Origin of the sequence: Hydrogenophaga crocea (assembly GCF_011388215.1) — a bacterium.
GTDB classification, from domain to species: domain Bacteria; phylum Pseudomonadota; class Gammaproteobacteria; order Burkholderiales; family Burkholderiaceae_C; genus Hydrogenophaga; species Hydrogenophaga crocea.
Genome location: NZ_CP049989.1, coordinates 3841223 through 3864487, shown reverse-complemented (window position 1 = coordinate 3864487; position 23265 = coordinate 3841223). Strand labels below are relative to the sequence as shown.

Genomic DNA, 23265 nt, shown 5'->3' with positions numbered 1-23265 from the left:
CCCCGGACGCCGCTGAAGAGCGCCTCAATGGCTGGCTGGCCCCGACGACGGGGCTGTTGTGACAGCAACACAGGGATTTTCCCTGGCCAGGGCGTCCAGTGCCATCCCCCAGTTGTGGGAACCCCTAGGGGGTATGACGCCGGTCAGGCCGGCAGGGCCACGACGAAGCGCGCGCCCCCGCCGGGCCGGTCCTCGCAATGCACGCTGCCGCCGTGGCGCTCGACGATGGTGCGCACCAGCGACAGACCCAGGCCCACGCCGCCCTCGCGCTCGCTCGCGCCGGGCAGGCGGTAGAAGGGCTCGAAGATGCGCTCGCGCAGGTCCGCGGGCACACCCGGGCCGCAGTCGTCCACGGTGAGCAGCACCTGGTGATGCGCCGCATCGCGCCGCAGGCCCAGGCTCACCTCGGCCTCGCCCGCGCCGGCACGGCCGTACCGGCGCGCGTTCTCGAGCAGGTTGCGCACCACGCGGCGCAGCAGCCGCGCGTGGCCCTGCACCACCACGTGCCCCACGTCGGGCGCGACGTCGAGGTCGGCGTCCAGGCGCGCGCACTCCTCGGCCGCCAGCCCCAGCAAGTCCACGTCCTCCTGCGGGCCGAAGGCCACCGGGTCGGCCGCGTCGCGCAGGTCGAGCCGGCTTGCCAGCAGGATCTCGTCGATCAGCTGGTCGAGCTCGTCGATGCTGCGCGCGATCTCGGCGCGCTGGGCCGCGTGCGCGGGGTCGTTGCCGATCAGCGCCAGCCCCATGCGGATGCGCGCCAGCGGCGATCGCAGCTCGTGCGAGGCGTTGGCCAGCAGCCGCTTGTGCGCCTGCAGCAGCGACTGCACGCGCTCGGCGGCCGCGTTGAAGCGCTCGGCCAGGAAGGCCACCTCGTCTTCGCCGCTCACCGGCATGCGCGAGGAGAGATCGCCGGTGCCCCAGCGCTCCACGCCCTTCTGCAGGAACTCGAGCCGCTTGGTCAGGCGCCGCACGATGGGGTAGGCGCCCAGAGCCACCGCGAAGGCCACCAGACCCAGCAGCCAGGCAAAGCCCGCCGGCGTGAGCAGCCAGGCCGGCGCGCGGCTGCCCGGGTTGCTGGGCGCACCGCGGTTGGAGAAGGGCAGCAGCACATAGACCTTGTCGCCGTCCTTCATCACCACCTCGAAGCGCCAGCCCTCGCCGGGCAGGCGCTCGGCGCGCGCGGGCGCGTCGCCGAGCACGTCGCCCGCGGTGTTCTGCACCACGATGGTCCGCATCACGCGCGCCTCGCGCTCCTCGCGGTCGCTCTCCAGCGCCTGCTGCCAGAGCCAGCCCACCACCAGCGTGAGCACCGTCACCGCAGCCACCACCGCCAGCCAGATGCGCAGGTACAGGCGTTGGGCGAAGACGGGAATGCTCATCGGACGCGGTCGTCCCTAGTCCTGCTGCTTGGCGAACACATAACCCACGCCGCGCACCGTGAGGATGCGCTTGGGGTTCTTGCTGTCCACCTCGATCGCGCTGCGGATGCGGCCGATGTGCACGTCGATCGAGCGGTCGAAGGCCTCGAGCTCGCGGCCGCGCACGGCCTCCATGATCTGGTCGCGCGTGAGCACGCGGCCCGCGCGCTCGGCCATGGCCACCAGCAGGTCGAACTGGTACGAGGTGAGTTCGGCCGGCTGCTCGGCGACCGTCACGGTGCGGCCATCGCGGTCGATCTCGAGCGAGCCGAAGCGCAGCACCGGCGTGGTGCGCGACGCGCCGGCCGGACCGCCCTCGGCGCGGCGGCGCAGCACCGCGCGCACGCGCGCGAGCAGCTCGCGCGGCTCGAAGGGCTTGGGCAGGTAGTCGTCGGCGCCGAGCTCCAGGCCGATGATGCGGTCCATGGGATCGCCCTTGGCGGTGAGCATGAGCACCGGCACGCGCGCCTGCTCGTTGCTCAGCGCGCGGATGCGCCGGCACACCTCCAGGCCGTCGATGCCGGGCATCATCAGGTCGAGGATGACCAGATCGGGTTGCACCAGCGGCAGCTGCGACAGGCCTTGTTCGCCGTCGGGGGCGTGCGTCACTTCGAAGCCCGACTGCCCCAGGTACTCCTGCACCATGTGGGCCAGCCGCGCATCGTCTTCGATCATCAGGAGTCGGTGGGGCGTCATGCGGATCAGTGTAGCCACGGGGTTGCGCGGGCGCGGGCGCCGCGCGCAGTATCGCGATGCTGACCAGTGGCGGTGTCCGCCGCTTGAGCCCCACGTAAAGTCCGGTAAATGTCGTTGGAACCCGCAAGCACCCTGGGCGCCCTGCTCGCGCAGCGCGCCGCCGCCCATCCGCGGCACACCGCCCTGCAATGGGACGGCGCCGACGCCCGCTGGCAGCGGCTGGACTACGCCACCCTGGCCGAACGCGCGCACGCGCTGGCGCGGGCCCTGCCCGTGGAGCGCGGGCTGCGCGTGGCCTGGCTCGGCTTCAACCACCCGGCCCAGATCGCGCTGCTGTTCGCGCTGGCCCTGCGCGGCGCGGTGCTGGTGCCGCTCAACCACCGCCTCTCGCCGGCCGAATGGGCCGCCATCCTCGACGACTGCGCGCCCCTGTGCCTGGTGCACGACGAGGCCTTTGCCGAACCCGCGCGCGCGCTCGCGGCCACCGAAGGCCTGCGCGCCATTGCGGTCGACACACTCGACACCACGCCCGTCGAGCCGCTGCCCGACCAGGGCCGCCCGGGCGACGCCGCGCTCATCGTCTACACCTCGGGCACCACGGGCAACCCCAAGGGCGCGGTGCACACCCAGGCCCACCTGCTCGCCAACCTGGCGATCGCCGCGCCCGCCCAGGGCCTGAGCGAGCGCGACACCGTGCTCACGGCGCTGCCGCTGTTCCACGTCGGCGGCCTGTGCATCCAGACCCTGCCGGCCCTGTCGGTGGGCGCGCGCGTGCTGCTGCACCGCCGCTTCGACCCCGGCGCCGTGCTCGACACGATCGCGCGCGAGCGCCCCACGCTCACGCTGCAGGTGCCCGCCACGCTGCAGGCCCTGGTGCAGCACCCGCACTGGGGCGCGGTCGACCTGTCGTGCCTGCGCGCGATCTGGGCCGGCTCCAGCCTGCTGCCGGCCGAGCTGCTGCGCGCCTGCCACGCGCGCGGCGTGCCGGTGTGCAACGTCTACGGCAGCACCGAAACCGGCCCGTTCTCGATCGCGCTCGGCCCCGAGCACGCGCAGGAATTCGCGGGCTCCTGCGGCTGGCCCGCGCCGGGTGTGGAGGTGAAGCTGGTCGACCCGCAGGGCGAGCCCGTGGCGCGCGGCCGCGTGGGCGAGATCTGCGTGCGCGGGCCCAACGTGGTCGCGCTGTACTGGCCCGACGTGGACGCGGTCGACACCGAAGGCTTCTTCCACAGCGGCGACCTCGCGCGCCAGGAGCCGCAAGGCCACTACGTGGTCGTGGGCCGATCCAAGGACATGATCATCTCGGGCGGCGAGAACATCTACCCGGCCGAGATCGAGCAGTTGCTGGCCGAGCACCCCTGGGTGGCCGAGTGCGCGGTCGTGGGCCAGCCCGACGAGCGCTGGGGCGAGGTCTGCGTGGCCGTGGTGGTGCTGCGCGAAGGCGCGCCCGACGACTGGGTGAGCGGCGTGGAGGCCGCGCTGCACGGCCGCCTGGCGCGCTACAAGTGGCCGCGCCAGTGGCGCCGCGTCGACGCGCTGCCGCGCACCGCGCTGGGCAAGCTGGTCAAGCCGGCGATCCGGGCCTGGCTGGTGAGCCAGCGCTGAGCGAGCGCCCCAGGCCGCACGCGGCGGAGCCTGCCCTCAGGCCCCGGAAGCATGCCCTGAAGGCATTGCCAAGCGCTGTCGGCAAATCCTGAGCAGCGCGTGCTCGAGTGCTTGGGCATCGATCGGCTTGCCCAGCACCCCTTGCATCCCGGCCGCGTGGGCCGCGCTTTCCTGGGCGGTGGAATCGTTGGCGGTCAGGGCCAACACCGGCACCCTGCCCGCCGGACCCGGCATCGCGCGCAACAAGCGCGTCGTGGCCATGCCGTCCAGGCCGGGCATGCTCACGTCCATCAGGATGGCGTCGGGCACACAACCACCGCGCAGCAGGCCGAGGGCTTGTTCACCGTGCTCCGCCTGCAACACATAGGCTCCAAGGCGGGTCAGCATGGTCTTGGCGACCACGCGATTGAATGTCTGGTCGTCCACCACCAACAAGGTGCGTCCCCTGAGCCCACCTGGCTCTGGATCGGGCAGGCAAGCCCGCGCACTCTCGGACGCCGTGCACGCAGGCAGGCTCAACATGAACTCGGTGAACACACCGCGTTGGGAGCGGCACTGGATACTGCCCCCGAACGCGTCCAGCACCCGGCGGCAAAAGGCCAGACCCAGGCCGGTGCCTTCGGTCTTTCCACGGGTTTCGAATTCGCCGAACAGACGCGGCAGCAGCGAAGGATCCATGCCCGGGCCGCTGTCGCGCACCACGACGCACGGCTGCGGGTGCCGCAAGACCCGGATCTGTACGTCCATCTGCGGATGCAACGGCAGGTAGTACAGAGCATTCTTGAGCAGGTTGAACACGGTCAGCTCAAAGGCGGTTTCGTCGCCTCGGAAGCAGAAGTCCTCCTCGACCTGCAGATGAACCCGCTCACGGGCCAACGCCGTGTCGTAGGCGTAGGCATCGAGAATCTTGCGCAGGCAATGCGCCGCTGACAGGACCTTGAAATCCGCGGGGTCCAAGGGCTTACCGCTGATTTGCTGCAGCGTGATCGTCACGGCCTGGAGGCCGCGGCGCACGGCCTGCTGGCCTTGCACAAGCAGAGTGGCGGCATCGGATGCGGGAGGCAGGCGGGCAACGGCCAAATCGATGACCTGCTGAATCTGGGCCAGGGGGGTACGCACCTCATGAGCGATCGAACCAGCAAGGCCTGCATAGAGGCGGCGCAATCTCTCGAGCTCGGCTTGCTTTTCCACGTGCTTGCCGATCCCACCCCCCGCAACCAGCACGCCACACACTGGAAACCACCACAGCAGAAAGTCGACGGGCCAGCGGGGATCGGCTGCAGTGAACCAGTAGGTGATCGCGCTGAGCGTGTAGCCGCACGTCAGCATGACCAAGGTATTGCGCCAATCCGTGAGCAGCACCACCAGCACCACGCTTACCACCATGTTTACGGCCACGGGTGTGGTGGCGCGGTTGTGCAGCAACGTAAGCGGCAACATGAACGCGAGGCAATACAGCACCGCACCGTAGGAAAACAAGGCATAGCTTGGCTGCAAGCGCTCAGGCCACCATCGGCGCAGGGCCAGCAGCAAACAGCACAACGTCGCCACCGTACGCAGGGCGAAGTCGTCGTACAGCGGCGGCAACTTTCCTGTGAGCCTCAAGGCATACAGAAGCGGGAAGGCAATTGCACCGACCACGCCAATCCATTCGAGCAGAGATTTGTTGCTCTCATGGTAGGAACGGTAGCTCTCTGAGAGACGCCGAATCAATGCACGCATCGCCTTCCTCCTTTGCGCGAGACGATAGGGAAGGCGCGAGACTCATACTCCCCCTCAGTTCCTGCGTCTGGCAAGCGCCGATGGGCGCGATGACGACTCAGCCCAAGGGCACCGCCGGGCACGAAGGCAATGCCTTAACAGTGCGAACCGAGGTCGGTCCGGTTGCCGACGTCAACAGGCCAGCGGGCATATGCAGCGCCGCTCCCACGTCGACCGGACGCCCTTGCATGATCTTGTATTCCTTGCCGCTGACGCCGCGAATCGCGGCCGTCTCCTGCATCCCATAGCGCCGCCACAAGCGAGCGATCAGAGGTGTTGCAATGGCATAAAAGCGGCGAGCGTTTTGCGCGCGGACGATTTCAACCAAGGCCAGGGAAAAGCATTGCCCCAGGAGATCGGGGTGCCTCGCCTCGGGAGCCACCACCACACGGCCTACCTCCCAGCTGCCCGGGGCCACGATGCCAAGAGGCAGTTTTACCCTTCCAGCCAGGCGCTCCAAACCCGTCAGGCCGTGCCCACTGGGCACGAATCGCAAAGTTGCCACGACGCGGCCTTCACGCTCGTAAGCGAACACCATTCCGATCTGGTCTCTCACGATATCCACATGCCCCAGCCCTAGCCGAAGATCCTCTTCCACCGCAGATGCTGATAGCTTGCGCAGTTCCGCGATGGACGTGCGCTGCTCTGGGGTGCGCAATGTGCGCTGGAACAGGGATGGTTCGCCTGCGGTGAGCGCGGCGTAAGAGAGAGCCTTGGATGCGATGTGCGACATGATGGTCTCCTGATGGATACAAACGGGGCGTGCCTTCCATGGACACCGACCCATTGTTCGGGACAGGAAACCCTGCGCGCTCTGCGCAATCAGCGTTGCAATGATCAGGAGATGAACGGGCGCGGGAGGGCTGCGCCGCTCGCATGAAGCAGGCGCTACGAGACCCTTATCGCAGACGCTTCTGCTGCCGCCTCAGAGAATTGGGCCACGCGCCGGCCGCGCCACCCAGCGCGTGGCCAGCCACACCAGCAGCAGCACCGGCAGGCCCAGCGCCGCCGTGCCCAGGAAGAAAGGCACGTAACCGTGGGCATCGACGAAGGCGCCCGAATAGCCCGCGAGCCACTTGGGCGCAAGCAGCATCATCGAGCTGAACAGCGCGTACTGCGTGGCCGAGTAGCTCACGTTGGTGAGGCTCGAGAGGTAGGCGATGAAGGCCGCCGAGGCCACGCCCGCGCTGAGGTTGTCGGCCGAGATCACGAAGATGAGCGCGGTCAGGCTGGCGCTGTGGCCCAGTTCGCCGGCGAGCCAGGCGAACAGCAGGTTGCTGCCCGCCGAGAGCACCGCGCCCAGCATGAGCACGCGCATCACGCCCATGCGCATGGCCATGGCCCCGCCGATGAAAGCGCCCAGCAGGGTCATGATCACGCCGTAGACCTTGCTCACCGCGGCGACCTGGTCCTTGGTGTAGCCCATGTCCACGTAGAAGGGGTTGGCCATGATGCCCATCACCACGTCGCTGATGCGGTAGACGCCGATCAGCGCGAGGATGAGCACGGCCTGCTTGCCGTAGCGGCGCAGGAAATCGGCAAAGGGCTCGATCAGCGCGCCGCGCAGCCACTCGGCGGCACTGCGCGCGGGCGGCAGTTCCACGCGCGCGGGCTCGCGCGAGAGCAGCACGGTCACCACGCCCACCGCCATGCTCGCGGCCATCACCAGGTAGGCGGTGCTCCAGCCGGCCTGCTGGTAGCCCGCGCCCGCGATCTCGTTGCGCGCGGCCAGCCACAGCACGCCCGCGCCGGCCCAGATCATGGCCAGCCGGTAGCCGGTCTGGTAGGTGGCGGCCAGCGCGCCCTGGCGCTGCGCGTCGGCCGACTCGATGCGGAAGGCGTCGAGCGCGATGTCCTGCGTGGCCGAGGCGAAGGCCACCGCGAGCGCGCACCACACCACCACCTCCAGGCCCTGGCGTGGATCGGCCAGCGCCATGCCCACCAGCGCGGCCGCGATGCACAGCTGCGACAGCAGCAGCCAGCTGCGCCGCCGCCCCAGGGCGCGCGTGAGCAGCGGGATCGGCAGCCGGTCCACCAGCGGCGCCCAGCACCACTTGAAGCCATAGGCCAGGCCGACCCAGCTCAGGTAGCCGATGGTGGTGCGGTCGATGCCCGCCTCGCGCAGCCTGAAGCTCAGCGTGCCCAGCACCAGCAGCAACGGCAGGCCGGCCGCGAAGCCGAGCGCGAACATGCGCAGGCTCGCGGGCTCGAGGTAGACGCGCAGCGCCTGGGCCCAGCTCGGGCGGGTGGGAGGGGCGGGCTCGGGGGTGGCGTGGTCGGGCGGCATGCGATGGGTGGTGTGTGGCCGTCACGCACGGGTGATCGGCTTTGCCTATTATTCGCGCATGTGCCTGCTCTGCGACCTCAAGACCCGCCTCGCTCCCGAACCCGCACGGCCCCGGCCCGACCCCGTGTGGTCGGCGCGCCGCGCCTTCGTGCTCGCCGCCGGTGCCGCCGCGGCCGCGCCCGCGCTCGCCCAGGTCGACGTGGGCCAGGGGTCGGCCCTGCGCAACCTGGTGCCTGCCGAGCAGCTCGAGAACGCCGCCGACAAGCAGTACGACCAGATGATGGCCGAGGCCCGGGCCAAGGGCGCGCTGGCCCCCGCCAGCGACCCGCAGCTCCAGCGCCTGCGCAACATCGCGCGCCGCCAGATCCCGCACGCCGCGCCCTGGAACGACCGCGCCAAGCGCTGGCAGTGGGAGGTCAACCTGATCCGCAGCGAGCAGATCAACGCCTTCTGCATGCCCGGCGGCAAGATCGCCTTCTACACCGGCATCCTCGACAAGCTCCAGCTCAGCGACGACGAGGCCGCGATGATCATGGGCCACGAGATGGCGCATGCGCTGCGCGAACACGCGCGCTCGCGCGTGGCCAAGACCAACGCCACCGGCATGGGCCTGTCGATCGCGGCCCAGCTGCTGGGCCTGGGCCAGCTCGGCGACGTGGCGGCCAACCTCGGCACGCAGCTGCTCAGCCTCAAATACAGCCGCGACGACGAGACCGAGGCCGACCTCGTGGGCCTGGAGCTCGCGGCGCGCTCGGCCTACGAGCCGCAGGCCAGCGTCACGCTGTGGCAGAAGATGGCCGCGGCCGGCGGCGGTGCGGCCCCGGGCTTCCTGTCCACCCACCCCAGCGGCCCCGACCGCATCCGCCAGCTGCAGGCCAACATCCCCAAGGTGCAGGGCCTGTACGAGCAGGCCCGGCGCGGCTGACACCGGGGTTGACACCGGGGTTGGGGCCGCGGCTCAGGCCGGCGCGGCCGACGGCAGGGCCCAGCCCATCTCTTTCGCCCACTCGGCGATGAAGCGCTCGGTGCTGCGGCCCTCCTCGGCCAGCCAGGCCAGGAACTCGGCCACTGCGGGGTTGCGCGCCGAGGCCAGCGCCGTGTTCGCGTAGTAGCGCCGCTGCATCGCGCCCTGCAGGCCGAAGGGCGCGGCCAGCCGGCCGGCCCCGATGTCGTCGGCCACCAGGAACAGCGGCACCAGCACCACGCCCAGGCCTTCGGCCGCGGCCTGCAGCGCAAAGTACATCTGCTCGAAGTTGAGCGCGCTCGCGCCCGCGGTGGGCGCCAGGCCCGCGGCGCGCTGCCAGGCCGACCAGGGGTAGGGCTCGGTCGCGTAGTGCAGCAGGGTCTGGCGCGCCAGGTCGGCGGGCGTTCGCAGCCCGCCCGACTCGACCAGATCGGCGTGGCACACGGGCACGATGATTTCCGTCATGAAGGGCACCGAATGGCAGCCCGCGAGCGGCTCGAGCGCGCCGCGGATCGCGATGTCGTAAGGGTGCTCCTGGAAGTTCACCGGTGCCAGCGAGGTGGTGAGCCGCACCTCGGTCTCGGGGCGGCGGCGCTGGAAGCCCGACATGCGCGGGATCAGCCAGCGCATGGTGAAGGTCGGCGGCGCGCTCACGCCCAGCGCCGTCGGCGCGGCCTTCTGCGTCATGTGCATGGTGAGCACGGCCAGCCGGTCGAGCATGGACGTGAGCTCGGTCGCGAAGGCGCGCCCGTCGGCCGTGAGCGTGAGCTGCGAGGCCGCGCGGTGGAACAGCGCGGTGCCCAGCCATTCCTCGAGCAGCGCCACCTGCCGGCTCACCGCGCCGTGGGTCACGTTGAGCTCGTCGGCGGCCTTGGTGAAGCTCACGTGGCGGGCCGCGGCCTCGAAGGCGCGCACGGCGTTCATGGGGGGCAGGCGTCTCATCGGGTGCTCGGGTGGGGTGGTTTTAGCGTGAGTTTTTCTCACGCTACGCCAGCTTTGATCGATTGCTGGACAGGGGCTCGAAGCCGAGAATTTTCCCCAAGGCAGCAGGGAAAACCGATGTTCCCAGGAGCCCGGGAAACCCGCAAGCCGTTCGTGAATTTTTTGCACCGCAACATCCACGCCGCACCGCCATGAAAGCCGCCCCGTTCGAATACATCCTGGCCGACTCGCTGGCGCACGCGCTCGAGCTGCTCGAGCGCCACGGCCACGAGGCCAAGCCCATCGCCGGCGGCCAGAGCCTGGTGCCCATGATGGCCATGCGGCTGGCGCGTCCCGCGGTGCTGCTCGACATCAACCGCCTGTCCGAGCTGCGCCAGCTCGCGGTCCGGCCGGGCGGGGTGCAGATGGGCGCGACCACGCCGCAGCGCGTGGTCGAGCACAGCGCCGAACTCGCGCGCGCGCTGCCGCTGGTGCGCGATGCGCTGCGCTGGGTCGGCCACATCCAGACCCGCAACCGCGGCACGGTGGGCGGCAGCCTGGTGCACGCCGACCCGGCGGCCGAGCTGCCGCTGGCCGCCGTGGTGCTCGACGCCTCGCTGCACCTGCGCAGCCACGCCGGCGGCGAGCGCCGCATCGCCGCGCGCGACTTCTTCCTCGGCCCCATGTTCACCGCCACCGGCGAGACCGAATGCCTGGTCGACCTGCACTGGCCCGTGTGGTCCGGCGAGGGCATTCGCACGGCCTTCAGCGAGGTCTCGATGCGTCACGGTGACTTCGCCATGGCCGCGGCCGCCTGCCAGCTCCAGCTCGACGCCGACGGCGTGTGCCGCCGCGCGAGCTTCGGCCTCGGCGGCCTCGACGGCACGCCGCGCGCCTTCCCCGAACTCGCGCAGCAGCTCGTGGGCCGACGCATCGATGCGCGGCTGGCCGACGAGCTCGCGCACGCCGCCGTGGCGCAGACCGAGCCCGGCACCGACCTGCACGCGAGCGCCGACTACCGGCGCCACCTCGGCGTGGTGACGCTCTCGCGCGTGCTGCAGCAGGCCGCGCAAGGCCACACCGCCGCCCTTCAACCCTGATACCGCACCCGCCATGGCCACACCGCTCGTCTCCATCGACATCGCCGTCAACGGCGTGATCCAGCCGCGCACGGTGGAAGCGCGCACCACGCTGGTCGACTTCCTGCGCGACCACCTGCACCTCACCGGCACCCACGTGGGCTGCGAGCACGGCGTCTGCGGCGCCTGCACGGTGCTGCTCGACGGCGAGCCGGTGCGCTCGTGCTGCCTGTTCGCGGTGCAGGCCAAGGGCATGGCCGTGACCACGGTCGAAGGCCTGGCGCCGCAGCGGGGCCAGCTCTCGACGCTGCAGGACGCGTTCTGCGAAGCGCACGCGCTGCAGTGCGGCTACTGCACACCCGGCATGCTGGTGGCGTGCCACGCGCTGATCGAGCGCACGCCGCACCCGAGCGAGGCCGAGATCCGCGAAGCCATCGGCGGCAACCTGTGCCGCTGCACCGGCTACCAGCAGATCGTGGACGCGGTGAAGCGCGCCACCGCGCCCGCGGCGGAGGTGTCGAAATGAGCGCGCCGCGCCACCCGGCCTACGAGGCCTTCAAGTACATCGGCCGGCCGCGCCGGGCGGTGGAGCACCGCCGCTTCGTGCTGGGCCAGGGCCATTTCGCGGCCGACGTGCACCTGCCCGGCCTGCTGCACGTGGCCATCGTGGCCAGCCCGCACGCCAGCGCGCGCATCGTGTCCATCGACACCTCGCCCGCGCTCGCACTGCCCGGTGTGCACGCCGCGCTCACGGGCGAGCAGATGAACGACGCCATCAAGCCCATGCTGCCCGGCGTGGACGCGCCCAGCGTCACGCGCTACCCGCTGGCGCGCGGCGTGGTGCGCTACGCGGGCGAATGGGTGGTGGCCGTGGTGGCCGAGTCGCGGGCGCTGGCCGAAGACGCGGCCGAGCTCGTGCACGTGGAGTACGAGCCGCTGCCGCACGCGGTCGACCCCGAGGCCGCGATGGCGCCCGGCGCGCCGCTGGTGCACCCCGCGCACGGCAGCAACGTGATCTGGCAGCGCCGCTTCGACTGGGGCCCGGTGGACGCGCACTTTGCGGCCGCCGAGCACACGCTGGCCTACCGCGTGCGCTGGTCGCGCAGCGCCACGGTGCCGATCGAGACCTTCGTGGTCACGGGCCTGTGGAGCGACGCCACGCAGATGCTCGACGTCTGGGCCTCGATCCAGATGCCCAAGTACCCCGACCTGCTCGCGGCCTGCCTGCAGCTGCCCGGCAACGCGGTGCGCGTGCACTTCGACGTCGACGTGGGGGGCAGCTACGGCGTCAAGCGCGGCCTCAAGCACAGCATCCTCGTGGGTTACCTCGCGAAGCGGCTGGGCCGCCCGGTGCGCTTCCTCGAGGACCGGCTCGAGAACATGCGCGGCGGCGACATGCAGGGCCCCGACCGGCTGTTCGACGTCGAGCTCGCCTTCAACGGCGACGGCCGCGTGCGCGCCATGCGCATGCGCGCCCTGGAAGACATCGGCGCCTACTCGGGCCGCTCGCCGCTGCAGCTGGGCAAGCCGGTGGGCGCCATCGTGGGCCCCTACACGATCGAGAGCGTCACCTACGACGCCTGTGCGGTGCTCACGAACAAGACGCCGCAGGAAGCGGTGCGCGGCTTCGGCCAGTCGCCCACCAACTACGCGATCGAGACCGGCATGGACAAGGTCGCGCGCTTCCTGGGCATGGACCGCATCGAGCTGCGCCGGCGCAATCTCATCCCCGCCAACGCCTTTCCCTATCTCATCCCCAGCGGCACGCACTACGACTCGGGCGACTACGAGACCGTGATGGACAAGGCGCTGGCCGCCGCGCCCTACGCCGAGCTGTGCCGCGAGCGCGACGCGCTGCGCGCGCAGGGCCTGCTCGCGGGCATCGGCCTGTCGACCTGCCTCGAACCCTCGGGCGGCAACTCGGCCTTCGAGCCGCTGTTCAACCCCAAGAACCTCACCACCACCTGGATGGACGCCTGCCTGGTGCGCATCGACCTCAACGGCGCGGTGACCGCGCTCATGGGCACGTCGAGCGCGGGCCAGGCGCACGAGACCCTGGTGTCCACCGTGGTGGGCGAGGTGCTGCAGCGCCACCCCGACAGCATCCGCGTGCTGCACGCCGACTCGCTCAACGCCCTGCCCTCCAACAGCCCCGTGGGCAGCCGCATGGCGATCATGCTCGGCGGCGCGGCCGCGGGCGCGGCGCGGCTGCTGCGCAGCAAGCTGCTGGCCATCGCGGCGCACCGCTTCGGCGTGGCGCCCGAGGCCCTGGTGTACGAAGACGGCGACGTGTTCGTGCAGGCCGATCCCGCGCGCCGCATCGGCTGGGCGCAACTGGTGGAAATCGCGCACCGCCATTACCACGAGATGCCCGCGGGCATGGAGCCGGGCCTGCAGGAGAAGTTCTGCTGGGAGGTGCCCACGGGCGGGCAGCTGCCCACGGCCGACGGCCGCGTGCAGATGTACCCGTGCCACTCGTTCGAATCGCACCTGGTGCTCGCCAGCCTCGACCCGCAGACCGGCCAGGTGCGGCTGCACCGCTACGTGGTGGGCCACGACTGCGGCGTGATGATCAACCCCGACGTCGTGCACGGCATGACCCTGGGCGGCGTCGCGCACGGCCTGGGCGCGGCCCTGTTCGAGAAGTTCGCCTACTCGCCCGAAGGCCAGCTGCTGTCGGGCACCTTCATGGACTACCTGCTGCCCAGCGCCGCCGAGGTGCCGGCCATCACCATCGTCGACCACTGCACCCCCTCCCCGCTCACCACCTTCGGCCAGAAGGGCTCGGGCGAAGCGGGCTACCTCGGCGGCCCCGCCGCCATCGCCAGCGCCGTCAACGACGCGCTGGCCCCGGCCGGCGCCGCCATCGACGCCTTGCCCATGACCCCGCAAGCCATCTGGCGCGCCCTGCAGGCCGCGCGCCCCACCAGGAGTTGATCATGAGCTGTCTGTGCATCCAGCGCCATCGCGTGCCCGGCGTCCATGGCGAGCTGTCGGTCCAGATCCAGGGCGACCTGCAGGACCCCGTGGTGCTGATGGGGCATTCCATCCTCACCTCGAGCGCGCTGTGGGAAAGCCAGGCCGTGCAGCTGCTCGCCCAGGGCTACTGCGTGGTGCGCGTCGACGCCACCGGCCATGGCGCCTCGGCCGCCCCGATGGCGGCCGTCACCATGAACGGGCTGGCGGCCGATGCGGTCGCGGTGCTCGACGCGCTGGGCATCGAACGCGCGCACTACGTGGGCCTGTCGCTCGGCGGCATGAGCGGCTTCGGCCTGGGCATCCACCACGCCGACCGCGTGATCAGCCTGGTGCTGTGCGCGGCGCGCGCCGACGCGCCCCCCGAGGTGGCCGCGCCCTGGAGCGAGCGCATCGAGCAGGCGCTGCAGAGCAACAGCTGCCAGCCGCTGGCGCGCGCCACGGTGCAGCGCTGGTTCGGCGACCGCTACCTCGACACCCACCCCGAGGTGGCCCAGACCTTCCGCCAGCTCGCGGCGCACACCACCGTCTCGGGCTTCATCGGCTGCGCGCGCGCCATCCAGGGGCTCGACTACCTGCCCCGCGTGCACACCATCGCCGCGCCCACGACGCTGATCGTCGGCGCGCGCGACGGCGTGCTGCCCGAGGCCATGCGCGACATCCAGGCGCGCATGCCGCGCGCCTCGCTCGACGTGATCGCCGACGCCGGACACCTGCCCAACATCGAGCAGGCCCGCGCCTTCAACGAGTCCCTGCTGCGCCACTTCCGCCGCCACGGCCACTGAGCCATCCCTTCGCCCACCCCACCGGAGAACCCATGCACCCGCACCTGCTCATCGAAGCACAAGACCGCCTGCTGCGCATCACGCTCAACCGCACCGAAGACAACGGCGTCTCCGACAGCATGGCCAGCGCGCTCTCGCAGTTGCTGCTCACGGCGCACGAGCGCGCCGACGCGGTGCTGCTGCGCAGCGCCGGTCCCGACTTCTGCACCGGCCGCGTGCGCGACGCCGGCACCACGCCGCCCACCGCCGAGGCCTACCTGCGCCGCGACGAGTACGACGGCATCTTCGGCAGCTACCAGGCCATGCGCGGCGCCAAGGTGCCCATCGTGGGCGTGATCGAAGGCCGCTGCATGGGCTTCGGCGCCGCCATCGCCGCGCTGTGCGACGTGAGCTTCGCGGCCGACAGCGCGCGCTTCAACATCCCCGAGATCGGCCACAACGTGATGCCGACCATGGTGATGTCGGCGCTGTACGACCGCATGAACCGCAACGCCGTGCTGTGGATGGCCTACAGCGCCGACTTCATCGCCGCCGAACGCGCGCTGGCCTACGGCCTGGTGAGCCAGGTGGTGCCCGCCGCGCAGCTCGATGCCGAGGTCGAGCGATTCCTGGGCCTGCTGCTGTCGCGGCCGCGGCCCGCGCTGCTGGGTCTCAAGGAATACCTGCGCGTGGCGCCGCGCATGGACGAACAGGGCGCGATCGACTACGCGCGCAGCCTGCACTCGATGGTGAACACCGCGAGCGCCATGAAGAAGAAAGCCCACTGACCGCCCACGAGACCCGCATGAACATCACCGGCAACCGCTCCATTCCCAGCCCGCGCGAGCGCGTGTGGGACGCCCTCAACGACCCCGCGGTGCTGCAGCGCTGCCTGCCCGGCTGCGAGTCCGTGGTGCGCGCCGCGCCCGAGCGCTTCGAGCTGGTCATGGCCGCCACCATCGGCCCGCTGCGCGCGCGCTTCAACGGCCAGCTGCACATCGACGACGCGACCGTCCCCGCCTCGTGCACCCTGCGCTTCGAAGGCCAGGGCGGCGCGGTCGGCTTCGGCCGCGGCAGCGCCGACGTGTGGCTCGACCCGGTCGCCGAGGGCACCGAGCTGCGCTACAGCGCGCAGGCCCAGGTCGGCGGCAAGCTCGCGCAGGTGGGCTCGCGGCTGATCGAGAGCGTGGCGCGCAAGATGGCCGGCGACTTCTTCGAGGCCTTCACGGCCCAGCTCGCCGCGGCCGCGCCGGCCCCGGCCGCCGCGGCGGACCTCGCACCCCGCGCCGTGCCACATACCCCCACCCCTCCAAAGCCCGTGCGCCGGCTGTCGGGCGGCTGGCTGCTGGCGGCGGCCCTGGCGGGCGCCCTGGCCGCCACGGTCGGCCTGGCGCTGGCGCATTGAGCCGATTTGCGCGACAACCCACCCCCCTAGAGGAGACACCAACATGAAAACCCCTGGCATCAACCGCCGCACCCTGGTGCTGGCCACCGCGGGCGCCACGCTGGCATCGGCCGCCGGCGCGCAAGGCCGCGCCGCGCGCGCCGTGAAGATCGTGGTCGGCTTTCCGCCGGGCCAGGCCACGGACATCGTGGCGCGCCTGCTGGCCGACCAGCTCAAGGGCGTCACGGGCGACACCTACATCGTGGACAACAAGCCCGGCCAGGGCGGCAGCATCGCCATGGGCCAGGTCGCCAAATCGCCGGCCGATGGCAGCGTGATGATGCTCACCCACATGTCGGCGGTCGCGGCCACGCCGCACATGTACAAGTCCGTGCCCTACGACGCGCTCAAGGATTTCGAGGCCGTGGGCCTGCTCGGCGACCTGCCTTTCGTGCTCGTGTGCCACCCCTCGCTGCCCTTCCAGAACGTGGCCGACCTGGTGCGCTACGCCAAGGCCCACCCGGGCCGGCTCACGCACGCGTCATCGGGCAACGGCACGGTGTCGCACCTGGCCATGGAAGCGCTCAAGCGCCGCGCGGGCATCGACATGCTGCACGTGCCCTACCGCGGCAGCGCGCCCGGCCTCACCGACGTGGTGGCCGGCCAGGTCTCGGTGGCGCTCGAAACCGCGGCCGCGGTGCGGCCCTTCGTGCAGTCCGGCCAGCTCAAGGCGCTGGGCACGGGCACGCCGCAGCGCATGGCGGCCTTTCCCGGCGTGGCCACCATCGCGGAACAGGGCTTCGAGGGTTTCAGCGCCAGCACCTGGCTCATGCTGATCTACCCCGCCAACACCGACAAGGCGCTGGTGCAGGCCACGTTCGAAGCCATGAACAAGGCCATGCGAACGCCCGAGGTGGAAGCCCGCCTGCTGCAGATCGGCGCCATCCCGCGCTTCAGCGCGAGCCCGGCCGAGGCCGCCGCCTACATGCGCAGCGAGTACGCGCACTGGGGCGAGGTGGTGCGCCAGAGCAAGGTCACCCTGGACTGAAACCAACGGGCCCCCACGCTCCGCCGCTGCGCGGGTCGCTGCCCCCCGAGGGGGCTGATCCGGCTTGGGGCGGCCCGGCGCCGGATCGCGCGGCTCTAGCCGCGCTCCCCCACGTAGGGGTTGAAGCGCCGCTCCTGCCCGAACGAGCCCTCGGGCCCGTGGCCGGGGATGAACACGGTCTCGTCGCCCATGGGCCAGAGCCGCTCGCGGATGCTGGCCAGCAGTTCGGCGTGGTTGCCGCCCGGGAAGTCGGTGCGGCCGATGCTGCCCACGAACAGCACGTCGCCCACGAAGGCGCGCTGCGCCTCGGCCGAGTGAAACACCACATGGCCCGGCGTGTGGCCCGGGCAGTGGCGCACGGCCAGCGTGCAATGGCCGATCTGCACCGTGTCGCCGTCGTGCAGCCAGCGCGTGGGCGTGAAGGCCTGGCTCGGCGGAAAGCCGAACATCGCGCCCTGCTGTGGCAGCGCGTCGATCCAGAAGCGGTCGCCCTCGTGCGGGCCCACGATGGGCAGCGACAGGCGCTGCGCGAGTTCGGCCGTGGCGCCCGCGTGGTCGATGTGGGCGTGCGTGAGCCAGATGGCCTTGAGCGTCACGCCCAGGCGCTGCACCTCGGCGAGCAGGCGATCGAGGTCGCCGCCCGGGTCGACGATGGCGGCCTCCAGCGTGGCGTCGCACCACACGATGGAGCAGTTCTGGGCAAAGGCGGTGACGGGGACGGTGAGGTAGCGCAGCATCTCAGAGCGTCATGTCGTAGCCGATGGTGATCGGCGCGTGGTCCGAGAAGCGCTGCGCCTTGTAGATGGACTCGGTGCGCGCGAGCGCCGCGGTCGCGGGCGTGGCCAGGTGGTAGTCGAGCCGCCACCCCACGTTGTTGGCCCAGGCCTGGCCGCGGTTGCTCCACCATGTGTAGCAGGCGTCGGTGGTGTCGGGCTGCAGGCGGCGGTAGACGTCGATCAGGCCCACGTCGTCGCTGAGCAGGTGCGACATCCAGGCCCGCTCCTCGGGCAGGAAGCCGCTGTTCTTCTGGTTGCTGCGCCAGTTCTTGAGGTCGTTCTGCGTGTGCGCGATGTTCACGTCGCCGCACAGGATGAATTCGCGTTCGGCCTTGAGCGAGATCAGGTGCGGCAGGAAGGCCGCGAGGAAGCGGTACTTGGCTTCCTGGCGCTCGGGGCCCGAGGAGCCGCTGGGAAAGTACACGCTGAGGATCGAGAACCTGCGCTGCGGCGTGTCGAAGCGCAGCTCGGTGTAGCGGCCTTCGGTGTCGAATTCGCCGCCGTCGAAGCCGGTCCGCACGTCACTGGGCTCATGGCGCGTGAACACCGCGGTGCCCGCGTAGCCCTTCTTCTCGGCGAAGTGGTAATGGCCGCGCAGCCCGGCCAGGGTCTCGAAGCGACCGGCGACGTCGGCCGCCTGGGCCTTGACTTCCTGCACGCAAATACAATCCGGCGCACTTTGGGCGACCCAGGCTTCGAGCCCTTTGGTGGTGGCCGAGCGGATGCCGTTGAGGTTGAGGCTGGTCAGGTTGAACACAAGGACATTTCCATGGTGAAGGCAGTCGCCCCGGCCGAGCAAGCGCTGGCACAGGCATTCGTGAAGTTCTGCGTCGAGGCCGGCGCGCTGAAGTTCGGCGAGTTCAAGACCAAGGCCGGCCGGCTCTCGCCCTACTTCTTCAACGCAGGCCTGTTCGACGACGGCGCCAAGCTGGGCCGGCTCGCGGAATTCTATGCACGCGCCCTGATCGACAGCGGCATCGCCTTCGACATGATCTTCGGTCCCGCCTACAAGGGCATTCCCCTGGGCGCGGCGGTGGCGATCGAGCTCGCGCGGCTGGGCCGCAACGTGCCCTTCGCCTACAACCGCAAGGAGGCCAAGGACCACGGCGAGGGCGGCACCCTGGTGGGCGCGCCGCTGCGGGGGCGGGTGCTGATCGTGGACGACGTGATGAGCGCGGGCACGGCCGCGCGCGAGTCGATCGCGCTGATCCGCGCCGCGGGCGCCACGCCCAGCGCGGTGGCGATCGCGCTGGACCGCCAGGAAAAGGCCACCGAGGTCGGTACCGACGGCGTGGTCCGCGACGTGGATCACAGTGCCGTGCAATACGTGCAGCGCCAGCTCGGCCTGCAGGTTTGTGCGATTGCGAGGCTGGAGGATTTGCTCCAGTATCTGGACGGTCAGGCCGGTGGCGAGATCGCCATCCACCGCGAACGGGTGCTGGCCTACCGCGAACGCTACGGCGTCTAGGACCGAACACCACCATGCACCGACCTGCCCCGCTGCCCCCGACCCTGATGCGCGCCGCCGCCGTCCTCGCGCTGGGCGCGCTGGTGTCGGGCATGGCCGCGGCGCAGAGCATCTACACCTGCACCGACAGCAAGGGCCGGCGCATCACCTCCGACCGGCCCATCACCGACTGCCTCGACCGCGAACAGCAGCGCATGGGCCGCACCGGCACCGTGCGCGAGACCATTCCGCCGAGCTACACCCGCGAGGAGCGCGAGCGTGTGGAAGCCCAGCGCCGCGCCGAGGCCGAGAAGGAAGCGCGCCTGGCCGAAGAGAAGCGCCGCAACCGCGCGCTGCTGATCCGCTACCCCTCGGCCGCGGTGCACGACAAGGAGCGCCAGGAAGCGCTGTCGCAGATCGACGAGGTGATCGCGGCCGTGAACAAGCGCGAGCTCGCGCTGGCCGCGCAGCGCAAGGAGATCGACACCGAGTTCGAGTTCTACAAGGCCGACCCGGCCAAGGCGCCAGCCTGGCTCAAGCGCAAGCGCGACGACAACGAGAAGCAGATGGAACTGCAGAAGCGCTTCCTGGCCGAGCAGGAGCAGGAGAAGAAGCGCGTGGCGCAGCGCTTCGACGAAGAACTCGCCAAGCTCCAGCAGCTCTGGAGCGCGCAGGTCCCGGCCAACCGCTGAAGCGGCGGGCCGGGAGCCTGTTCAGCCGAGTTTCTGGCGCAGCAGGTCGTTCACCTGCTGCGGGTTGGCCTTGCCCTTGCTGGCCTTCATCACCTGGCCCACGAGCGCGTTGAAGGCCTTGTCCTTGCCGGCGCGGAACTGCGCCACCATCTCGGCGTTGGCGGCCATCACCTCGTCGATGATCTTCTCGATCGCGCCGCTGTCGCTGACCTGCTTGAGGCCCTTGGCCTCGATGACGGCGTCGATCTGCGCGCGCGCGTCCTGCACCTGGCCGCTCGCACCCTCGCCGCTCCAGAGCGCGTCCATCACCTGCTTGGCCGCGTTGTTCGACACCGTGCCGTCGGCGATGCGCTGCAGCAGCGCGCCCAGCTGCGCCGCGCTCACGGGCGCCTCGGCGATGCCGCGCTCTTCGGCGTTGAGCCGGCGCGAGACCTCGCCCATCACCCAGTTGCTGGCCATCTTGGCCTGGCCGCTGGCCTGGGCCGCGGTTTCGAAGTAGGCCGCCATGGCAGGGCTCTGCGTGAGCGTGGTGGCGTCGTACTCGGGCAGGCCGTACTGCGCCACGAAGCGCTCGGCCATGGCGCGCGGCAGCTCGGGCATGGCGGCCTGCACCTGGGCCACCCAGTCGCGCGCGATCACCAGCGGCGGCAGGTCGGGGTCGGGGAAGTAGCGGTAGTCGGCCGCGTCTTCCTTGGTGCGCATGGCGCGGGTCTCGCCGCTGTCCGGGTCGAACAGCACCGTGGCCTGCTGAATGGCATGGCCGTCTTCGATCTGCTCGATCTGCCAGCGCACCTCGTAGTCAATGGCCTGCTGCATGAACTTGAACGAGTTCAGGTTCTTGATCTCGCGCCGCGTGCCCAGCGGCTGGCCCGGCTTGCGCACCGACACGTTGGCGTCGCAGCGGAACGAGCCCTCCTGCATGTTGCCGTCGCAGATGCCGATCCAGGTCACGATCTTGTGCAGCTCCTTGGCGTAGGCCACGGCCTCGGCGCTGGAGCGGATGTCAGGCTCGGTCACGATCTCGAGCAGCGGCGTGCCCGCGCGGTTGAGGTCGATGCCGCTTTGCCCGATGAAGTCTTCGTGCAGCGATTTGCCCGCGTCTTCCTCGAGGTGGGCGCGCACCAGGCGCACGGTCTTCTTCTCGTCGCCGAGGAAGAAGCTCACCGCGCCGCCCTGCACCACCGGGATCTCGAACTGGCTGATCTGGTAGCCCTTGGGCAGGTCGGGGTAGAAGTAGTTCTTGCGCGCGAACACGCTGCGCTCGGCCACGTGCGAGCCCACGGCCAGGCCGAAGCGGATCGCGCAGGCCACGGCCTCGCGGTTCATCACGGGCAGCGTGCCGGGCAGGGCCAGGTCGACGGCGCAGGCCTGGGTGTTGGGCTCGGCGCCGAAGGCGGTGGCCGCGCGGCTGAAGATCTTGGACTGCGTGGCGAGCTGGGCGTGGGTCTCGAAGCCGATCACGACTTCGTAGCCTTGCACCAGCAGGGAGGTGGTGGTCTTGCTCATGGTCAGATCCCCGCGGGCGCCTGGCGGTGCCAGTCGGTGGCGAGCTGCAGGGCGTGCGCGGCCTGCAGCAGTTCGGCTTCTTTCAGGTAGTTGCCCATGAGCTGCAGGCCCACGGGCATGCCGCCGGCGCCGAAGCCCGCCGGCAGGCTCATGCCGGGCAGGCCCGCGAGGCTGCCGGGCAGCGTGAAGATGTCGGCCAGGTAGTTGGCCACGGGATCGTCGGCCTTTTCGCCCAGGGCCCAGGCCACGGTGGGCGCGGCGGGGCCGGCGATCAGGTCGCACTGCGTGAAGGCCTGCTGGAAGTCCTGCGCGATCAGGCGGCGGATCTGCTGCGCCTTGAGGTAGTAGGCGTCGTAGTAGCCGTGGCTGAGCACGTAGGTGCCGATCATGATGCGGCGCTGCACCTCGGGGCCGAAGGCCTCGGTGCGCGAGCGCTTGTACATGTCGACCAGGTCGTTGTACTGCGCGGCGCGGTGGCCGAACTTCACGCCGTCGAAGCGGCTCAGGTTCGAGCTCGCCTCGGCCGGCGCGATGATGTAGTAGACGGGAATGGCCAACTCGGTGCGCGGCAGCGAGACCTCGACCAGCGTGGCGCCGAGCTTCTCGTATTCGGCGAGCGCGGCGCGCACCGGCGTGAGCACGTCGGCGGCCACACCGTCGCCGAAGAACTCGCGCGGCAGGCCGATGCGCAGGCCCTTGAGCGGCTGCGCGGCGCTCGCGCCTTCGCGGGGCTGCCCGAGCAGGCGGCCGTAGTCCTCGGCGGGGCGGTCCAGGCTGGTGGAGTCGCGGTCGATGTCGGGGCCGGCCATGGCGGTGAGCAGCGTGGCGCAGTCGGCCGCGCTGCGCGCCATGGGGCCGGCCTGGTCGAGGCTGGACGCGAAGGCCACCATGCCGTAGCGCGAGCAGCGGCCGTAGGTGGGCTTGATGCCGGTCACGCCGCAGAAGCTCGCGGGCTGGCGGATCGAACCGCCGGTGTCGGTGCCGGTCACGGCCGGCGCCAGGCGCGCGGCCACGGCCACGGCCGAACCGCCCGACGAACCGCCCGGCACGCGCGAAGGATCCCAGGGGTTGCGCGCGGGGCCGTAGGCCGAGTTCTCGTTGCTGCCGCCCATGGCGAACTCGTCGCAGTTGAGCTTGCCCAGCGTGACCGCGCCCTGCTGCGCGAGCTTGCTCACCACGGTGGCGTCGAAGGGGCTGCGGTAGCCCTCGAGCATCTTGGAGCCGGCGGTGGTCGGGAAGTCGCGCGTGACGAAGATGTCCTTGTGCGCCAGGGGCACGCCCAGCAGCGGCGTGCGCTCGCCGGCGGCCACGCGCGCGTCGGCGGCCTTGGCCTGCGCCAGCGAGGCGGCTTCGTTGAAGGCCAGGAAGGCGCCCAGGTGCTGGTGCTGCTGCGCGCGCGCCAGCAGGTGCTGCGTGGCTTCCACGCTGCTGGTCCTGCCTTCGGCAATGGCCTGCGCGAGCTCGGCCACGCCCAGGTCGTGGAGGTCGGTGGCGGCGGCGCTCATTCGATCACCTTGGGCACGAGGAACAGGCCGCGCTCCACGGCCGGGGCGCTCTGCTGGTTGGCTTCGCGCGCATTGGGCTCGCTCACCACGTCGGGGCGCAGGCGCAGCTGCACGTCTTCGAGCACGGCCGTGGGATGGGCCAGCGGCTCGACGCCGGTGGTGTCCACCGCGTTCATCTGCGCGACGAGGTCGAAGAAGCCGTTGAGCTGGCCCAGCAGGCGCTCGCGCTGCTCGGGAGCCGGGTCGAGGCGCGCCAGGTTGGCGATGCGATCGATGTCGTGGAGGGTCAGTGACATGGTGCTGGGAAAGACTCGGCGGGCCCGCGGGAGGCGGCCCGGCCTGCAACCGGATGCAAAAACGCGCCCGGATCGCCCCGTTTGCCGGGCAAACGGGCCTGTTTTCGTGCGGTTGTGCACAGGGAGTCGGGTATTATCCT

General features: G+C 70.8%; 22 protein-coding genes. 11 read left to right on the top strand and 11 right to left on the bottom strand.

From position 1 onward, the window contains the following. Nucleotides 1-143 precede the first annotated feature (143 nt). The gene (locus G9Q37_RS18310; RefSeq protein ID WP_166229500.1) at nucleotides 144-1379 is read right to left on the bottom strand and encodes a HAMP domain-containing sensor histidine kinase; all 1236 of its coding nucleotides are present in this window, start codon (nucleotides 1377-1379) and stop codon (nucleotides 144-146) included. A gap of 15 nt (nucleotides 1380-1394) precedes the next feature. Further along, entirely contained in the window at nucleotides 1395-2114 is a 720-nt protein-coding gene (locus tag G9Q37_RS18305) for a response regulator (protein ID WP_166229498.1), read from the bottom strand. 108 nt (nucleotides 2115-2222) lie between these two features. On the opposite strand from G9Q37_RS18305, the gene G9Q37_RS18300 reads away from it, so the two are divergent. Next, a complete protein-coding gene (locus tag G9Q37_RS18300) occupies nucleotides 2223-3719 on the top strand; it encodes a class I adenylate-forming enzyme family protein (protein ID WP_166229496.1) in 1497 nt (498 codons plus the stop codon). 36 nt (nucleotides 3720-3755) lie between these two features. Here G9Q37_RS18300 and G9Q37_RS18295 read toward each other — a convergent pair whose 3' ends face one another. From G9Q37_RS18295 to G9Q37_RS18285, 3 genes are all read right to left on the bottom strand, one after another. After that, a complete protein-coding gene (locus G9Q37_RS18295; protein WP_166229494.1) occupies nucleotides 3756-5441 on the bottom strand; it encodes an ATP-binding response regulator in 1686 nt (561 codons plus the stop codon). A gap of 97 nt (nucleotides 5442-5538) precedes the next feature. Beyond that, nucleotides 5539-6213: a hypothetical protein gene (locus tag G9Q37_RS18290; RefSeq protein WP_166229492.1), complete on the bottom strand. Its 675-nt coding sequence runs from the start codon at nucleotides 6211-6213 to the stop codon at nucleotides 5539-5541. A 192-nt stretch (nucleotides 6214-6405) separates the two neighbouring features. Further along, entirely contained in the window at nucleotides 6406-7767 is a 1362-nt protein-coding gene (locus G9Q37_RS18285) for an AmpG family muropeptide MFS transporter (RefSeq protein WP_166229490.1), read from the bottom strand. A 58-nt stretch (nucleotides 7768-7825) separates the two neighbouring features. Here G9Q37_RS18285 and G9Q37_RS18280 point away from each other — a divergent pair, with 58 nt between their 5' ends. Further along, nucleotides 7826-8692: a M48 family metallopeptidase gene (locus G9Q37_RS18280; protein ID WP_166231476.1), complete on the top strand. Its 867-nt coding sequence runs from the start codon at nucleotides 7826-7828 to the stop codon at nucleotides 8690-8692. 33 nt (nucleotides 8693-8725) lie between these two features. Here G9Q37_RS18280 and gcvA read toward each other — a convergent pair whose 3' ends face one another. After that, nucleotides 8726-9673, bottom strand: coding sequence for a transcriptional regulator GcvA (gene gcvA / locus G9Q37_RS18275; protein ID WP_166229488.1), 948 nt, complete (start codon nucleotides 9671-9673; stop codon nucleotides 8726-8728). A 191-nt stretch (nucleotides 9674-9864) separates the two neighbouring features. Between gcvA and G9Q37_RS18270 the strand changes: the two genes are divergently transcribed. The 7 genes from G9Q37_RS18270 to G9Q37_RS18240 are packed head-to-tail and all read left to right on the top strand — an operon-like array spanning nucleotide 9865 to nucleotide 16903. After that, a complete protein-coding gene (locus G9Q37_RS18270; protein WP_166229486.1) occupies nucleotides 9865-10752 on the top strand; it encodes an FAD binding domain-containing protein in 888 nt (295 codons plus the stop codon). Nucleotides 10753-10765: 13 nt separating this feature from the next. After that, on the top strand, nucleotides 10766-11257 hold the full coding sequence (locus tag G9Q37_RS18265; protein ID WP_166229484.1) for a (2Fe-2S)-binding protein: 492 nt from the start codon (nucleotides 10766-10768) through the stop codon (nucleotides 11255-11257). After that, a complete protein-coding gene (locus G9Q37_RS18260) occupies nucleotides 11254-13668 on the top strand; it encodes a xanthine dehydrogenase family protein molybdopterin-binding subunit (RefSeq protein ID WP_166229482.1) in 2415 nt (804 codons plus the stop codon). The genes G9Q37_RS18265 and G9Q37_RS18260 overlap by 4 nt, the downstream gene beginning before the upstream one ends. A gap of 2 nt (nucleotides 13669-13670) precedes the next feature. Continuing rightward, the gene (locus tag G9Q37_RS18255) at nucleotides 13671-14492 is read left to right on the top strand and encodes an alpha/beta fold hydrolase (RefSeq protein ID WP_166229480.1); all 822 of its coding nucleotides are present in this window, start codon (nucleotides 13671-13673) and stop codon (nucleotides 14490-14492) included. Nucleotides 14493-14524: 32 nt separating this feature from the next. After that, nucleotides 14525-15259, top strand: coding sequence for an enoyl-CoA hydratase/isomerase family protein (locus G9Q37_RS18250; RefSeq protein ID WP_166229478.1), 735 nt, complete (start codon nucleotides 14525-14527; stop codon nucleotides 15257-15259). Between the two features lie 17 nt (nucleotides 15260-15276). Continuing rightward, on the top strand, nucleotides 15277-15876 hold the full coding sequence (locus tag G9Q37_RS18245; RefSeq protein ID WP_166229476.1) for an SRPBCC family protein: 600 nt from the start codon (nucleotides 15277-15279) through the stop codon (nucleotides 15874-15876). Between the two features lie 43 nt (nucleotides 15877-15919). Continuing rightward, on the top strand, nucleotides 15920-16903 hold the full coding sequence (locus G9Q37_RS18240) for a Bug family tripartite tricarboxylate transporter substrate binding protein (RefSeq protein ID WP_166229474.1): 984 nt from the start codon (nucleotides 15920-15922) through the stop codon (nucleotides 16901-16903). Nucleotides 16904-16998: 95 nt separating this feature from the next. On the opposite strand, the gene G9Q37_RS18235 is transcribed toward G9Q37_RS18240, so the two are convergent. Both G9Q37_RS18235 and G9Q37_RS18230 read right to left on the bottom strand, forming a co-directional pair. Next, entirely contained in the window at nucleotides 16999-17640 is a 642-nt protein-coding gene (locus G9Q37_RS18235; protein ID WP_166229472.1) for an MBL fold metallo-hydrolase, read from the bottom strand. Nucleotide 17641: 1 nt separating this feature from the next. Next, the gene (locus G9Q37_RS18230) at nucleotides 17642-18436 is read right to left on the bottom strand and encodes an exodeoxyribonuclease III (RefSeq protein WP_166229470.1); all 795 of its coding nucleotides are present in this window, start codon (nucleotides 18434-18436) and stop codon (nucleotides 17642-17644) included. Between the two features lie 12 nt (nucleotides 18437-18448). On the opposite strand from G9Q37_RS18230, the gene pyrE reads away from it, so the two are divergent. Beyond that, complete coding sequence (pyrE, locus tag G9Q37_RS18225) at nucleotides 18449-19147, top strand: orotate phosphoribosyltransferase (protein WP_166229468.1); 699 nt, start codon at nucleotides 18449-18451, stop codon at nucleotides 19145-19147. Between the two features lie 14 nt (nucleotides 19148-19161). Continuing rightward, a complete protein-coding gene (locus G9Q37_RS18220; protein ID WP_240936429.1) occupies nucleotides 19162-19818 on the top strand; it encodes a DUF4124 domain-containing protein in 657 nt (218 codons plus the stop codon). A gap of 21 nt (nucleotides 19819-19839) precedes the next feature. Here the strand turns inward: G9Q37_RS18220 and gatB are convergent, their stop codons facing one another. The 3 genes from gatB to gatC are packed head-to-tail and all read right to left on the bottom strand — an operon-like array spanning nucleotide 19840 to nucleotide 23125. After that, on the bottom strand, nucleotides 19840-21324 hold the full coding sequence (gene gatB, locus G9Q37_RS18215; protein WP_166229466.1) for an Asp-tRNA(Asn)/Glu-tRNA(Gln) amidotransferase subunit GatB: 1485 nt from the start codon (nucleotides 21322-21324) through the stop codon (nucleotides 19840-19842). Between the two features lie 2 nt (nucleotides 21325-21326). Continuing rightward, a complete protein-coding gene (gene gatA, locus G9Q37_RS18210; RefSeq protein ID WP_166229464.1) occupies nucleotides 21327-22829 on the bottom strand; it encodes an Asp-tRNA(Asn)/Glu-tRNA(Gln) amidotransferase subunit GatA in 1503 nt (500 codons plus the stop codon). Next, nucleotides 22826-23125, bottom strand: coding sequence for an Asp-tRNA(Asn)/Glu-tRNA(Gln) amidotransferase subunit GatC (gene gatC / locus G9Q37_RS18205; RefSeq protein ID WP_166229462.1), 300 nt, complete (start codon nucleotides 23123-23125; stop codon nucleotides 22826-22828). The genes gatA and gatC overlap by 4 nt, the downstream gene beginning before the upstream one ends. Nucleotides 23126-23265 lie beyond the last annotated feature (140 nt).